This window comes from Limnohabitans sp., from assembly GCF_031538885.1.
Taxonomy (GTDB): domain Bacteria; phylum Pseudomonadota; class Gammaproteobacteria; order Burkholderiales; family Burkholderiaceae_C; genus Limnohabitans.
The window spans coordinates 1-13745 of the sequence record NZ_JAVKLW010000132.1; the positions used below are offsets into that span (position 1 = coordinate 1).

Here is a 13745-nt window from a genome sequence, read left to right on the forward strand (position 1 = left end):
CCGTGACGGATGAGGAATTGACTATGATTGAAAACCGATTGAATCACCGCCCCAGAAAGCGACTAGGATTCAAGACACCTCACGAGGTATTCCATGCCTCGTTAAAGCGTGTTGCACTTCGTCCTTGAATCCGCCATTCAAATAAACACAATCGACAGCATGGCTGCGTCATCGATCAAGTTGATGATGACATAAGCACTTAAGCGATACAACATGCAGAGCGCCAGTTCGCGCAGCTCGTCGCTCAAGAGTGCTTGCATGGGTTAGTAGTGGGGTGGTAACTCGTCACGTAGGCTGCGAAACCCACCCGATCCCCCATCGGGCGTCTGTTGGCGCAGTTGACTGACCTCGTATATCAACGCGTCAATTTGCTGTTGCTGCTGGAAAATGGCTTGGTTGAGTTGCTCGACCAAGTCCTCAGTAAAGCTGGCTTTGATTTCCAAGTCCATCAAGCGTTGATCCGTGTCTTTGTGTGGCATGTGTAGCTTGTGTCTTATTCGCTGGGTTTATTGAGTTCGGTCAGCTAGGTGTGCCGCCATGATTTTCCGTGTGTGCTTGATTTCCAACCCCATTTGTTGGATACGCGCCAACAATTCGCTGATCTTTGGGTCAAATAGTGTCATGTGCCACCATGCCAACTACCTAGGCACCCTCGCCCGTATCCCCAACCCCTCCCACCCCGCATGCCCCAACTTATTCAACACCTCAATGTTGCGCTCAAAGATGAGCGAGGCATCGGGATAAGCCTCCACCGCTTTGTCAATGCTGGCTTCGCGCAGCAAGTGCAGCGTGGGGTATGGCGTGCGGTTGGTGAAGTTCTCGATGTCGTCTTCTGCCGTGCCACCAAATTGGTAGCGCGGGTGAAAGTCGGCCACCTGCAGCACACCGTCAAGCGCTAGGTCCATCAGCACGTTGTCGCAGTCTTCAAGAAAGTCGTTGAAGTCCAAAAAATCGGGCAAGGCATTGGGCGCGATGAGTAGCGTGGTGTCTAGCTGATCAGGATCGGCCTCGGCCAAGTACTGCAACTCTTCTCGGAGCATGGCCAACAGATCGGCGGGATCAGCGGATGCGCACACGCGGTAACGCACCATGTCTTTGACCACCACGGCTTTGGCGAAGGGGCAGAGGTTGAGGCCCACCACGGCTTCTAACAGCCATTTTTGCGTGTCTTCGATAACGGTGAGCTCTTGGTCTGGGGTGAAGGTCATATCTGCCTTAGTCATGTTTTTTGTGCAAAGCACGGCCAATGAGATGCGCCAACACAGCGCCCGCCAAACTGAGTGTGGCGGTCACCGCCCACGTCCACTGCCAACCGCCCGCGCTGGCTGCCACCCACGCCACCAAAGGGGGGCCGGCGAATTGGCCCAGCGCCGAGAGCTGCTGCATGTAACCCACAGTGGTGGACACCGTGCCTTCGCTAGGGGCCAAACGCAAGGCGCATGAAAACAAAGTGCCGGGTATCAATCCACCTACCGCCGAGAACATCACCACACACGCAAAGCGCAGCGCGGTAGGCAAGCCCACGTCCTGCCATTCGGCATAAGCGCCCGTCGCCCCTAGAGCCATCGACGCAAAGCCAATCAGTAGCAATCGCTGCGCGGGCCAGCCACGTTGCAGCAAACGGCCTGATAGGATGTTGCCGCTCACGTTGGCCAAGGCCACACACGCAGACAACACACCCGCGATGCCCGCCGTTAAACCCAGCTGGGCATAGACCGTCGGCAAGAAACCCACCACCGCCAACCACTGCGATGAATACACCGCAAACGTCAGCGCCACCAGCCAAGGGCCAGGGCTTTTCAAAGTAAGTGCTAAACGCTGTGGCCAAGACTGCGCGACAGCACGCGCTGGCGTGGGCGTGTTGCCATGAACAGGCGCAGGCGCCTGGACATCGGGCACACACAGCCACACGGCCGCAAAAGCAAACGCGGTCACACCCGCCAAGAACCACCACCAAACCGACCAACTCAACCCCGCAATCACCCAAGGCCCCAGCAGCAGCGCCAGCGCACTGCCCGTGGGCATATAGGTGCCCCACCAGCCCATGCGGCCACTCAGTTGCGAGGCGTCTACGGTGCGGCGAATCAGCGCAGGCGCAGGCATGACGACCAGCAAAAAACCCAAGCCCTCGAGCGCCCGCAAAAACAGCAAGCTTTGCGCATCGGTCACACAACCACCGCTGATGCTGGCGAACGACAACAGCGCCAAGCCCATCAATATGCTGCGGCGCAGGCCCAAACTGTCGGCACTCAAACCCACCGCAAGGCCCAGTGTCATGCTGGCCACTTGCACAGCAGACAACAAGAAACCCGCTTGCACCAAGCTGATGTTCAAAACCTCTTGCAGCACAGGCAAGGCAGGCGGCAGTTTGCCCACATGCAGCGCCGCACACACGCCTGCCAACACGATGACCCACGAGGGATGGATGCCGAAGCGGTGCTTGCTCATATGACGTGGATGCAGCTGGATTTATGCCGTGAGTCGCGCATGTTCGCGCGTGGCAAAACGGTCGGTCATGCCCGACAAGTAGTCGGCCACGGCTCGCGGCACGTCGCTGCGCTGGGCATAGGCTGTGGGCATTTCTTGGGGCTCGGCCAAGTAAACGGTGAACAGCTCTTGCACCATGGCGCGCGCGCCATCGGTGGTTTGCATGACCTGCGGGTGACGGTACAAATTGCGAAATAAGAACGACTTGAGCGCCTTGGATTCGTTAAACATCGCCGCACTGAACTGCACCAGCGCTGGGCACTGACGCGCTGCGTCGGCGCTGACGGGTGTGTGCTGTTGCAGTGCTGCACGTGTGGCGTTGATCACGTCGTAGACCTGATCGCTCAACATGCGACGGATGGTTTCATACAACACGCGGCGGCCTTGAAGCTGCGGGTACTCGGCCAAGGTTTGTGCGTGATAACGAGCAAACAGCGACACATCTTGCAGTTGCTCGATGGTGAGCAAGCCAGAGCGCACACCGTCGTCAATGTCGTGCGCGTTGTAGGCAATGGCATCGGCCAAGTTGCACAACTGGGCTTCGAGGCTGGGCTGGGTGCCGTTTAAAAAACGGGCAGCCACGCCCTCGGGCTCTTGCGTGTTGATGTTCTCTGCATTGCGACGTGCGCAGTGTTTCAAGATGCCCTCGCGGGTTTCGAAGCTCAGGTTGAGGCCATTGAAAGCGGGGTAGCGCTCTTCCAGCTCATCCACCACACGCAGGCTTTGCAGGTTGTGTTCGAAGCCGCCGTAGGGGGCCATGCATTCATTCAACGCGTCTTGGCCCGCGTGGCCAAAGGGCGTGTGGCCTAGGTCATGGGCCAAGGCAATGGCTTCCACCAAATCTTCGTTGAGCCCCAATGCTCGGGCAATGGAGCGGCCCAGTTGCGCCACCTCCAACGAGTGCGTCATGCGCGTACGAAACAAATCGCCTTCGTGGTTCAAAAAGACTTGGGTTTTGTAGACCAAGCGTCTGAAGGCGGTGGAGTGAACGATGCGGTCACGGTCGCGTTGATGCGGGTTGCGAAAGCTGGGGGCGTGTGCGGGCGCTTCGGGCTCTTGGTGTCTGCGGCCACGGGATTGGTGGGGCTGGCAGGCGTAGGGGGCGAGTTGTTGGGGCATGGTGTGTGCGCTTTTATTGGCTGTACTCGCTGTCGGCATGGGGTCTGTGCCGCTTCTTCATACTAGAAATCATCAGCGGCACAGACCCCATACCAACAGACTGCGTCGGGGCTTGGTTGCACTCGCCCCGTTGATTGCGCATCTGATCACACATCTTGGCGCATTTATTTTTCACAACAATCGTCGATGACTTGGGCCACCAAGGCATCGGATGCGCCGCGCACGAGGGCAGTGCCGGGCTTGTCGATGAGCACGAATTTGATGTCGCCAGCTTCGGATTTTTTGTCCACGCGCATGTGGTGCAGGTAAACATCTGCGCCGAGTTTGGGGCCTACGATGGGCAAGCCTGCGCGTTCGATGAGTGCCGTGAAGCGCGAGACAAATGATTCATCCACCAGCCCCAAACGCTGCGACAGGTGCGAGGCCATGACCATGCCGCAGCCCACAGCTTCGCCATGCAGCCATTCGCCAAAGCCCAAGCCCGCTTCGATGGCGTGGCCAAAGGTATGGCCGAAGTTGAGGATGGCGCGGATGCCGCCTTCGCGCTCGTCTTGGCTCACCACCCACGCTTTGATTTCGCAACTGCGTTTCACTGCATGTGCCAAAGCCTTGGGGTCACGCGCCAAGAGCGCGTCGAGGTTGAGGTCAATCCAATCCAAAAACTGCATGTCGGCAATAGGGCCGTATTTGATGACTTCGGCCAAGCCCGCGCTCATCTCACGCTGGGGCAAGGTTTGCAGGGTGTCGAGGTCGCACACCACGCGCTGCGGTTGGTAGAACGCGCCGATCATGTTTTTGCCGATGGGGTGGTTGATGGCCGTCTTGCCACCCACCGATGAATCGACCTGCGCCAACAAAGTGGTGGGCACTTGCACAAACGGCACACCGCGCATGTAGCACGCAGCGGCAAAGCCCGTCATGTCGCCCACCACGCCGCCGCCCAAGGCGAAGAGCACGGTTTTGCGGTCAGCGCCTTGGCCCAGCAGGGTGTCAAAAATCAGGTTCAGAGTTTGCCAATCCTTGTGGCTCTCGCCATCGGGCAAGGCCACGGTGTGCACGTGTTTGTAAAGCGGCGCGAGGGCCGCTTGCAAACATGCGGCATAAATGGGGCCCACGGTGTCGTTGGTGACGATGAGGGCCGCCGTGGCTTTGGGCAAATCAGCCCACGTGCTGGCGGCGTTGAGCAACTGCTCGCCAATCAAAATTGGGTAGCTGCGTTCGCCCAAGTCAATGGCAATGCGTTCGAGGTGTGGGGTGTTCGACATGGCTCAGATTCTGTGTGGGGGTGACACGCGCGGGCGGTCAGCAGGCGCAGGGGGCGCAGCGGGTTGGATGTGGCCTGCGAGTTCGAGCTGCGCCACGATCATGTTGATCAAGCCCGCCACGTTGGGTCGGCCTGTTTCAATAACGTAGTGCGCGGTCTCGCGGTAAAGCGGGTCACGCTTGTCCATCAGCTCGCGCAAACGCGCTTGCGGGTCGGCCACTTGCAACAAGGGGCGGTTTTGGTCGTGGCGCAAACGGCGGAACACTTCTTCGGGGCTGGAACGCAAATAAAACACATGGCCGTGTTGATGCAAACGCTCGCGGTTGATGGGGCGCAGCACAGAGCCACCGCCCGTGGACAACACGCCTTGGTGGTGTTGGCACAGGTCGGCCAGCACATCAGATTCGAGATCGCGAAAGCGGTCTTCTCCTTCGCGTTCGAAATACTCGCGCACCGAGCAACCTAGGCGGTTTTCAATCGCGTGATCCGAATCTACAAAGGGGAGGTGAAGCCGCCTGGCGAGTTGACGCCCAACGGTTGTTTTGCCGGAACCCGGCAGACCTACCAAAACCAACAACATATGCTTTCTTAACGTGCAACGGCACTGTGATCTAGCATTTTAGGGGTTATGAACACCAGCAACTCTTGCTTGGCTTGTGCTTGGCGACGGTTTTTGAACAAATAGCCCAGCACGGGGATGTCGCCCAAGAGCGGCACTTTGTATTCGTCCTCTTGCTCACTGGTTTCGTAAATGCCGCCAATCATCACCGTGCCGCCGTTTTCCACCAGCACTTGCGTCTTGATGTGCTTGGTGTCGATGGCAAATCCCGCAGGTGTGGTTTGGCCCACGCTGTCCTTGGAGATATCCAAATCCAGCACGATGGCGCCCTCGGGTGTGATTTGCGGTGTGACCTCCAGCTTGAGGTTGGCTTTGCGAAAGGCCAAGCTCGTCGCCCCACTGGCCGCGGCCACTTGGTAAGGCAGTTCAGTGCCTTGCTCAATCACGGCCTTGCCTTGGTCTGCCGTCACCACGCGAGGGCTAGACACCACTTTGCCTTTGCCATCGGCCTCTAAGGCCGACAGCTCCAAGTTGAGAAACTGGTTCTTGGCGGAGTTGAAGATGGACACCGCAAAGCTGGCCGAGGCAAACCCGTTCAGACTGGCGGCGGGCAGATTGACGAAGCTGCCCGAGGTGTCGAGCGCTTTGTTGGCCGTGTTGAAGCTGGTGGCTTGCTGCGCGATGGGGTTGGCATTCGCGATGGCGTTCGCATTGGTCGTCCCCCAAACGGTTTGCGCACCGCCCTGTCCCAGACCACCTAAGCGCACGCCCAGCGTTTGACCAAAGGTGTCACTGGCTTGCACGATGCGCGCCTCGATCATCACTTGGCGCAAGGGGATGTCGATCTTGGCAATCATCTGCGTCACTTGGTTCAGTCGTTCGGCAATGTCGGTGACAAAAATCTGGTTGGTGCGCGGCTCCGCCATAGCACTCCCACGTGAGCTGAGGACGCGCGCACCGCTCGCAGGCAAGCCCATGCCCCCCAACCCGCCGCCGTAGCCGCCCAAACCAGACATGGGCGGCATGGCCGGCAGCACCGCGCCACCTTGAATTTGTGTGACCACGTCTTGGGCTTTGGCGTAATTGAGCACAAAGCTGCGTGTTTGCATGGGTTCTAAATTTTGTGCCGCCAACTTGCTTTCGTATTCCAGTTTTTCACGCGCTGCGACTTCGGCACGTGTGGCCACCCACACGACGTTGCCTTGCTTGCGAACACTCAAGCCCTTGGCTTGCGCCATGATGTCCAGCATTTGATCCCACGGCACTTTGTGCAGCTTGAGGGTGAGCGCGCCCGTCACGCTGTCTGAGGCGATGATGTTCAAGCCCGTATAGTCCGCGATGATTTGCAAGGCGGTACGCACCTCAATGTGTTGGAAGTTCAAGGACATGGGGGCTCCGGTGTACCCAGGCTTGGCCTCTTGGCTGTGTAGCGGCAGCGCACACGCGCAGTAGCAAACCACCAGCCAAGCACACCCAGTGGTGCAACGCTTGAAAGACGAGCAAAGGTTCATGGCAATGTCTCCTGCAAAGGCAAACGCACCTCACGGGGTTGCCACTCTCCTGTGGGCATCAGCACCAGCTCTTGCACCTGTAGGTGGTCAGGCGCAATGGCGAGTAGTCGGCCAAAGTCGTGTCCTAAATGACCGTTCACGCGCAGGCGATAGACGCTCATCATCGACGCATCTTTTTTCGCGCCTGCCGCGGGCAACACCTTGACCAAAGCCTCTCTCTGAGCGCCCGTCTCTATGTGGCCCACGTATTGCAAACGCTCACGGGCAAAGGCCTCTAGGGGATCGCGTGGCCGCGCTAGCTCTGGCGCCACCCAGCGGGCATAGCTGGGGTGTTGCGCGGCATGGGTGCGTTGGGTGCTGGGCCAGCGCTGCGTGCTGAAGGGGTCGGCTTGGGCGGTGGCCTCTGCACCGGTCAGCGACAAGGCATGCAGCGGCTCGCTCGTCGTGGCTTGTGGTGCGGTGACCACCAAGTCCGCTACCACGCCACCGCGTGGGTCGGCTTTGAGCGTCAGGGATGACAGCGTCACGCCGGGTGCCGATGCGGGCCATTGCGCCAACCAATGACGCCACGCATCCCAAGCGCCCTGTGCTTTCACATGTACCGACAACTGCTGCACTTGCAAGGCTTTCCATGAGGGGTTGGGCACCGGCTCTACCTCCACGTGCGACAACTGCAAACCTTGCTGGTGGGCCAATGTGGTGAGCGCCGCAGTGTCGGCAAACACGGGGAGCGCTTCGTGCGGCTGCTTCATCCAATGCGCGGTTTGCAGGCGCAACGCTTGCGTGGCTTGTTGCCGTGCAAGTTGCTTGTCGTGTGTGGTGTTGGCGGCGTCCCACGCTTGCCAGCTGGTGAGCCACCAAGGGCTGAACAACAACGCGCCCACAAGGGCCGCACTCGCATGGAGGGCGTGTTGGTAGGCGCGAGGCCATGTCCAAGGTTGACGCCAATTCATCAGGGGGCCTGCGTCAAATCAGCGTCCATGCGAAATTGCCAAACTGGCAAACCTGCGCTGGACACGGTAGGCAGGCGTTGGAGTTGTGGCAGCTCGGGGGGCTTGGCCCAAATGTGGAGAGCCTTGAGTTGTTGCACCAGTTGCTGCACATGCGCAGGCGACAAAGCCTCGCCCTGCACCGACCAATGCGCGCCCTGCTGCGTCACATGTGCCACCCACACGCCGTGCGCGGCATGGCTGAGAACGCCACTCCATTGCAGGGTTTGCGCTTGCACCGCTTGGCGTGATTGGAGCCATTGCGCTTGCGCGGTGTGGCGCTGCTGAATGGCTTGCGCTTGGGTATGTTCTTTTTGCGCTTGCGCAGAGGCATGTGTGAGTGCCGCCATGTCACCCAACTGCTGGGTTTGAATTGCGGCCAACCACGACATGACCAGCGCCAAACATACCGCACCCACGCCACCGCCCAGCGCAAATCGTGCGCTCCTAAAAATGCACGCACGGCGCAGCAAGTGCTGCACCTCGTCGCTGTCAGGCAGGAAGTTCACGCCTTCGCGGTGCCACGCGCGCAGGGCCAAGCCCAAAGCCACGTCGCACGCCCCTGTGTGGGCCGCGTCCTCTGGTGACCAACTCAGCACACTGTGCCGCAACTGCGCACGGTCGGCTGCACCTTCACGCGGCTCGACCGCAGCTGCACGCCACCCTGCGGCACGGGCCAGGCGTTGCAAGGCCTCCACGCGCACACGGGGCACTGCCTGCACCACATAGCCTTGTTCACCGGTGGGGGCGGGCTCGGCATCCAAGCGGTGATGGATGCAGACCTCCACCTCTTGCGGCTGTATGGCCGCGACCTCGGCCTGCAATTGAAACGCCACATCGTCTGGCAACAAGCCCGCAGCGAGGGTGATGTGGTGCGTCACGACACAGGCGTTGTCTAACCCCATGTACACAGCCGTAGCGGCATAGCCTGCCGCTTGCACATGCGTGCGCAGCCATGGACCCAAGACCTCTGGCTGCAACACCTCGCCTTGCACGACAACGCCTTCGGGCAGAGGCAAGCTCTCGGCGCAGTACACCCCGTCTGCGTGGGTGAGTGGGCCCGACACCACCACCAAACTACAGACTTGTGGGCCGATGTCCAAACCCACCACGCAAAGGCGATGCGGCTGCGCACGCGGCAATCTCAGTCTCCAACGCATGGGGCACATCCTTTCGATAGCAGGAATGCTTGTGATTTCAACGCGTTGACACGTCGCTGCGGAAGTGTTTGACTCGCGACTTTTGTGATGACGACGCAGTTTTTATAATCTTCACACTTATGCCAACCACCCCCACCCCCGAAGGTTCGAAAGAACACGCTGCTGCCTCGACAGCCCCACGCTCCATGGCGGGACAGCTTTTGTTGTGGGCCTTTGGGCTTGCGGCAACTGGCATGCTCATCTTGGGCCTCTTGGTGGCGGTGGCACTGGCCATGGCTTACCCCCAGTTGCCCGACATCTCCGACCTTGCCGATTACCACCCCAAGCTCTCGATGCGGGTGTACTCGGCAGAAGGCACACAGATTGGCGAGTTCGGCGAAGAGCGTCGCAACCTTATGCCCTTTAAAGACATCCCCAAGGTGATGAAGGACGCGGTGCTGGCCATTGAAGACGCACGTTTTTACCAACACGGTGGCGTGGACTACATCGGTTTGTTACGCGCCAGCTTGGCCAACTTAGGCCGCGCCAAGAGCCAAGGCGCGTCCACCATCACCATGCAGGTGGCACGCAATGTGTACTTGTCGTCCGAGAAAACCTTCACCCGCAAGATTTACGAAATCCTGCTGACCAGCAAGCTTGAGCACATGCTCAGCAAAGATCAGATTTTTGAAATCTATTTGAATCAAATTTATTTGGGCAACCGCGCTTACGGTTTTGCGGCGGCGTCTGAGGCCTACTTTGGCAAACCGCTCAAGAACATCAGCATCGCCGAAGCCGCCATGTTGGCTGGCTTGCCCAAGGCTCCTTCAGCCTACAACCCGATTGCCAACCCAAAGCGTGCCCGCGCACGCCAGCTCTACATCATTGAGCGCATGGAAGAAAACGGCTTCATCACCAAAGCACAAACCACCGCCGCCAAGCAAGAAGAGTTGAAGATTCGCACGGCAACCAGCAGCCTCAACACGCATGCCGACTATGTGGCCGAGATGGCCCGCCAACTGATGTTTGCGCAATACGGCCCCGAGATTTACACGCGGGGCTTGAACGTCTACACCACCGTGCGCGCCAGCGACCAACAAGCGGCGTACTTTGCGCTGCGTCGCGGCATCATGGACTTTGAGCGTCGCCAACACTACCGCGGCCCCGAGCGCTTCATCAACTTGCCCACCAAGCCTGCCGAACTTGAAGATGCAATTGACGACGCCTTGATTGAGCAAGGCGACAAAGGCGATTTGCTGGCCGCGGTGGTGCTCGACGCCACACCCAAAAAAGTGCGTGTGATGCGTCAAAACAGCGAGGTGCTGGAAATCACAGGCGATGGTCTGCAACCCGTGCAATCGGGCTTGTCTGAAAAAGCCGCGCCCAACATCAAACTGCGCCCAGGTGCTTTGGTGCGTATCATGCAGACCGCCAAAGATGGCTGGGAAATCACCCAGCTGCCCGAAGTTGAAGGCGCGTTTGTGTCGATCGACCCACGCGATGGTGCGATTCACGCCTTGGTGGGGGGCTTTGACTTCAACAAAAACAAGTTCAACCATGTGACCCAAGCGTGGCGTCAGCCTGGCTCTAGCTTCAAGCCGTTCATCTATTCAGCTGCACTGGAAAAAGGCTTCACGCCCATGACGGTGGTCAACGATGCACCGTTGTTCTTTGACGCCAGCGTCACCGGGGGGCAGCCTTGGGAGCCCAAAAACTACGACGGCACGTTTGAAGGTCCCATGACCTTGCGCAAAGGTTTGGCCAAATCGAAAAACATGATTTCGATTCGCGTGCTGCAAGCCGTGGGTGCGCAAAACGCACAAGACTGGATTGCTCAGTTTGGTTTTGATGCCGAGAAGCATCCGCCTTACCTGACCATGGCCTTGGGCGCTGGCTCAGTCACGCCCATGCAAATGGCGGCAGGCTATTCGGTCTTTGCCAACGGGGGCTACCGTGTGAACCCCTTCCTCATCACCAAGGTGACGGACCAAATGGGCAAAACCTTGTCCGAGTTCACGCCCCCCGTGTTGGATGAATCGGCCCGCGCCATTGATGCCCGCAACGCGTTTGTGATGACCAGCTTGCTACAAGAAGTCACCCGCTCAGGCACCGCGGCACGCGCGCAAGCCACCTTGAAGCGCCCCGACATCTACGGCAAGACAGGCACCACCAACGACGCGATGGACGCTTGGTTTGCGGGCTATCACCCCACACTCACCGCTGTAACTTGGATTGGTTATGACACGCCGCGCAAATTGGGGGATCGTGAAACCGGTGGTGGTTTGAGCTTGCCCGTGTGGATCAGCTACATGCAGCACGCCTTGCAAAACGTCCCCATTGCCGAACCCTCGCCACCCACAGGCCTGAGCCACGAAGGCGGTGACTGGGCCTATGCCGAGTTCAGCAGAGGCGGCGGGGTGAGCAGCTTAGGCATGGAAAGTCGCTCGAACAACAGCAGCGAACCGCTGCCTGCCAACGAGGAGAAGAAAAAAATTCTCGATTTGTTCAAGCAGTGAAGTGGAGCGCCAGCCCCGTTTGGGTGCTGGCGTCTTGGCTCAAGCGGTCAAAGAACTCGCCTTGACCCTTGGTGTCCGACCATTGCTGCCCATCAAACTTGAAATGATAGCCGCCTGAACGCGCGGCCAACCACACCTCATGCAGGGGCTTTTGCAAGTTGATGATGATTTGACTGCGGTTCTCAAACGTCAGCGTGATCATGCCGCCCACGCGCTGGTTGTCGATGTCGGCCTCCCCCTCGTCGTTGCTGCGGTCACAGGCCAACTCAACGGCTTTGAGCAGAAGTTCTGCGCGGTCTAAGAATTCGAGATCGGTCATTACAATTTGCGCCATGGGTATTGAACAAACGATTCTAGTCAGGGGCAAAAGCCTACGTGCTGCTGTGGCCTCTGCGTTGTGCGCAGTCTCTGTACTTACGGCTTGCGGTCAAAAAGGCAATTTATACATGCCCGACGATCCTGAGTTTCAACAACGCGCCAAGCTGCCCGATATCGTGCGTCGTCAAATTCCGGGGGCATCTGCAATACCTGCCTCCGCTGCCACCGCAGCTTCTGCCGCCACTGGTCGCTAATTTTTCAAGAGCCGTCTAATGACACATACCCTGCTTGCCGGTGCGCCTTTTGTGGCCGCACATAACCACGATTTGTATTTGGAAGGCGCCTCACTCGCCGACCTCGCCAAAGAACACGGCACACCCCTGTTTGTGTACTCCAAAGCTGCCATGTTGAGTGCGCTGGCCGCCTACCAACGCGGCTTCGCGGGCCGCAATGCACGCATCTGCTACGCCATGAAAGCCAACTCCTCCTTGGGCGTGTTACAAGTGTTTGCGCAAGCAGGCTGTGGCTTTGACATCGTGTCGGGCGGCGAACTCGACCGCGTGATCGCGGCAGGCGGCGACCCCGCCAAAGTCATCTTCTCGGGCGTGGGCAAAACACGCGCCGAAATGCGCAAAGCCTTGACAGCAGGCATTGCCTGCTTCAACGTCGAGAGCGAAGCCGAGTTGGAAGTGCTGAGTGAAGTCGCGCAAAGCATGGGCCAACGTGCGCGCATCAGCATTCGCGTCAACCCCAACGTGGACGCCAAAACCCACCCCTACATCTCGACGGGCCTCAAAGGCAACAAATTCGGCGTGGCCCATGAACGCGCCCTCGCCACCTACCAACACGCCGCCAGCTTGCCCGGCTTGCACGTCACGGGGATCGACTGCCACATTGGTTCGCAAATCACCGAGTCCACGCCCTACCTCGATGCGATGGACCGTGTGCTCGATCTGGTGCAAGCGATTGAGGCGGCAGGGATTGCGATTCACCACATCGACTTTGGTGGTGGCCTTGGCATCAACTACAACGGCGACACGCCTCCTGCTGCGGATGCACTGTGGGCGCAACTCTTGGCCAAGCTCGACGCACGTGGCTACGGCCAGCGTCAACTGATGATCGAACCGGGTCGCTCGCTGGTGGGCAACGCCGGCGTGTGTCTGACCGAAGTGCTTTACCTCAAACCCGGCGAACAAAAAAACTTCTGCATCGTCGATGCCGCGATGAACGACTTGCCGCGCCCTGCGATGTACGAAGCCTTCCACCAAATCGTGCCCGTGTCAGCACGCGCAACGGAGGCGGTCACGTATGACGTGGCCGGCCCCGTGTGCGAAAGCGGGGACTGGTTGGGGCGCGACCGCCAACTGGCGGTGCAATCGGGTGACTTACTGGCCGTGCTCTCCACAGGCGCGTACTGCATGGCCATGGCCAGCAACTACAACACACGCGGACGGGCAGCAGAGGTGTTGGTGGACGGCGACAAGGCGCATCTCATTCGTCGACGTGAGACGGTGGCGGATCAGATAGCCTGCGAGCGCTTGCTTTAAAAGTAAAGCGCACCCTGCGCATACGCCCCTCACAAACAACGCCAGCCCCAAAAACTCATCGCCAGCCAACGCAGGCGGCCAAATCGACACTTAATTCATCGACTTTGGCGGGGAGTTTTGCAAGAGGCTCTATTTACTTTTTATTCAAAAAGTAGGCATGGCGGATTCAAGGACGAAGTGCAACAAAGATGAACTGGTTATAGGTGGCTGAGGATGCGAGAGCATCATGGCCGCTTTAACCGCCAAGTCGAAGTTGCCCAATGTACAAGCACCTCAGCCGAGAAGAACGATACCAA

14 protein-coding genes are annotated in these 13745 nt (G+C 58.9%); 3 read left to right on the forward strand and 11 right to left on the reverse strand.

Annotated elements, in window-relative coordinates; all coding sequences use genetic code 11:
• Positions 1–137 precede the first annotated feature (137 nt).
• From RMS03_RS10540 to pilM, 10 genes are all read right to left on the reverse strand, one after another.
• Positions 138–260 (reverse strand): hypothetical protein, encoded by a 123-nt coding sequence (locus RMS03_RS10540; RefSeq protein ID WP_310627012.1) that lies wholly within the window; start codon positions 258–260, stop codon positions 138–140.
• Positions 261–263: 3 nt separating this feature from the next.
• Complete coding sequence (locus RMS03_RS10545) at positions 264–479, reverse strand: SlyX family protein (RefSeq protein WP_310627013.1); 216 nt, start codon at positions 477–479, stop codon at positions 264–266.
• Between the two features lie 159 nt (positions 480–638).
• Entirely contained in the window at positions 639–1223 is a 585-nt protein-coding gene (locus RMS03_RS10550; protein ID WP_310627014.1) for a DUF1415 domain-containing protein, read from the reverse strand.
• Positions 1216–2448 carry an MFS transporter gene (locus RMS03_RS10555; protein ID WP_310627015.1) on the reverse strand — a complete coding sequence of 411 codons (1233 nt, stop codon included), beginning with the start codon at positions 2446–2448 and terminating at the stop codon, positions 1216–1218. The genes RMS03_RS10550 and RMS03_RS10555 overlap by 8 nt, the downstream gene beginning before the upstream one ends.
• 21 nt (positions 2449–2469) lie before the next feature.
• Positions 2470–3606 carry a deoxyguanosinetriphosphate triphosphohydrolase gene (locus tag RMS03_RS10560; RefSeq protein WP_310627016.1) on the reverse strand — a complete coding sequence of 379 codons (1137 nt, stop codon included), beginning with the start codon at positions 3604–3606 and terminating at the stop codon, positions 2470–2472.
• A 164-nt stretch (positions 3607–3770) separates the two neighbouring features.
• Complete coding sequence (gene aroB / locus RMS03_RS10565; protein WP_310627017.1) at positions 3771–4871, reverse strand: 3-dehydroquinate synthase; 1101 nt, start codon at positions 4869–4871, stop codon at positions 3771–3773.
• A 3-nt stretch (positions 4872–4874) separates the two neighbouring features.
• Positions 4875–5450, reverse strand: a complete 576-nt coding sequence (locus RMS03_RS10570) for a shikimate kinase (RefSeq protein ID WP_310627018.1) — start codon at positions 5448–5450, stop codon at positions 4875–4877.
• Positions 5451–5458: 8 nt separating this feature from the next.
• Complete coding sequence (locus tag RMS03_RS10575) at positions 5459–6940, reverse strand: type IV pilus secretin PilQ (RefSeq protein ID WP_310627019.1); 1482 nt, start codon at positions 6938–6940, stop codon at positions 5459–5461.
• Positions 6937–7893 carry a pilus assembly protein PilP gene (locus RMS03_RS10580; RefSeq protein ID WP_310627020.1) on the reverse strand — a complete coding sequence of 319 codons (957 nt, stop codon included), beginning with the start codon at positions 7891–7893 and terminating at the stop codon, positions 6937–6939. The genes RMS03_RS10575 and RMS03_RS10580 overlap by 4 nt, the downstream gene beginning before the upstream one ends.
• Entirely contained in the window at positions 7893–9089 is a 1197-nt protein-coding gene (gene pilM / locus RMS03_RS10585; protein ID WP_310627021.1) for a pilus assembly protein PilM, read from the reverse strand. Before pilM ends, RMS03_RS10580 begins: the two co-directional genes overlap by 1 nt.
• 119 nt (positions 9090–9208) lie before the next feature.
• Between pilM and RMS03_RS10590 the strand changes: the two genes are divergently transcribed.
• Entirely contained in the window at positions 9209–11584 is a 2376-nt protein-coding gene (locus RMS03_RS10590; RefSeq protein WP_310627022.1) for a penicillin-binding protein 1A, read from the forward strand.
• On the opposite strand, the gene cyaY is transcribed toward RMS03_RS10590, so the two are convergent.
• The gene (cyaY, locus tag RMS03_RS10595; RefSeq protein WP_310627023.1) at positions 11574–11903 is read right to left on the reverse strand and encodes an iron donor protein CyaY; all 330 of its coding nucleotides are present in this window, start codon (positions 11901–11903) and stop codon (positions 11574–11576) included. The two genes, RMS03_RS10590 and cyaY, sit on opposite strands and share 11 nt — an antisense overlap.
• Positions 11904–11916: 13 nt before the next feature.
• On the opposite strand from cyaY, the gene RMS03_RS10600 reads away from it, so the two are divergent.
• Complete coding sequence (locus tag RMS03_RS10600) at positions 11917–12156, forward strand: LPS translocon maturation chaperone LptM (RefSeq protein ID WP_310627024.1); 240 nt, start codon at positions 11917–11919, stop codon at positions 12154–12156.
• A gap of 18 nt (positions 12157–12174) precedes the next feature.
• Positions 12175–13449 (forward strand): diaminopimelate decarboxylase, encoded by a 1275-nt coding sequence (gene lysA, locus RMS03_RS10605; RefSeq protein ID WP_310627025.1) that lies wholly within the window; start codon positions 12175–12177, stop codon positions 13447–13449.
• Positions 13450–13745: the final 296 nt, after the last annotated feature.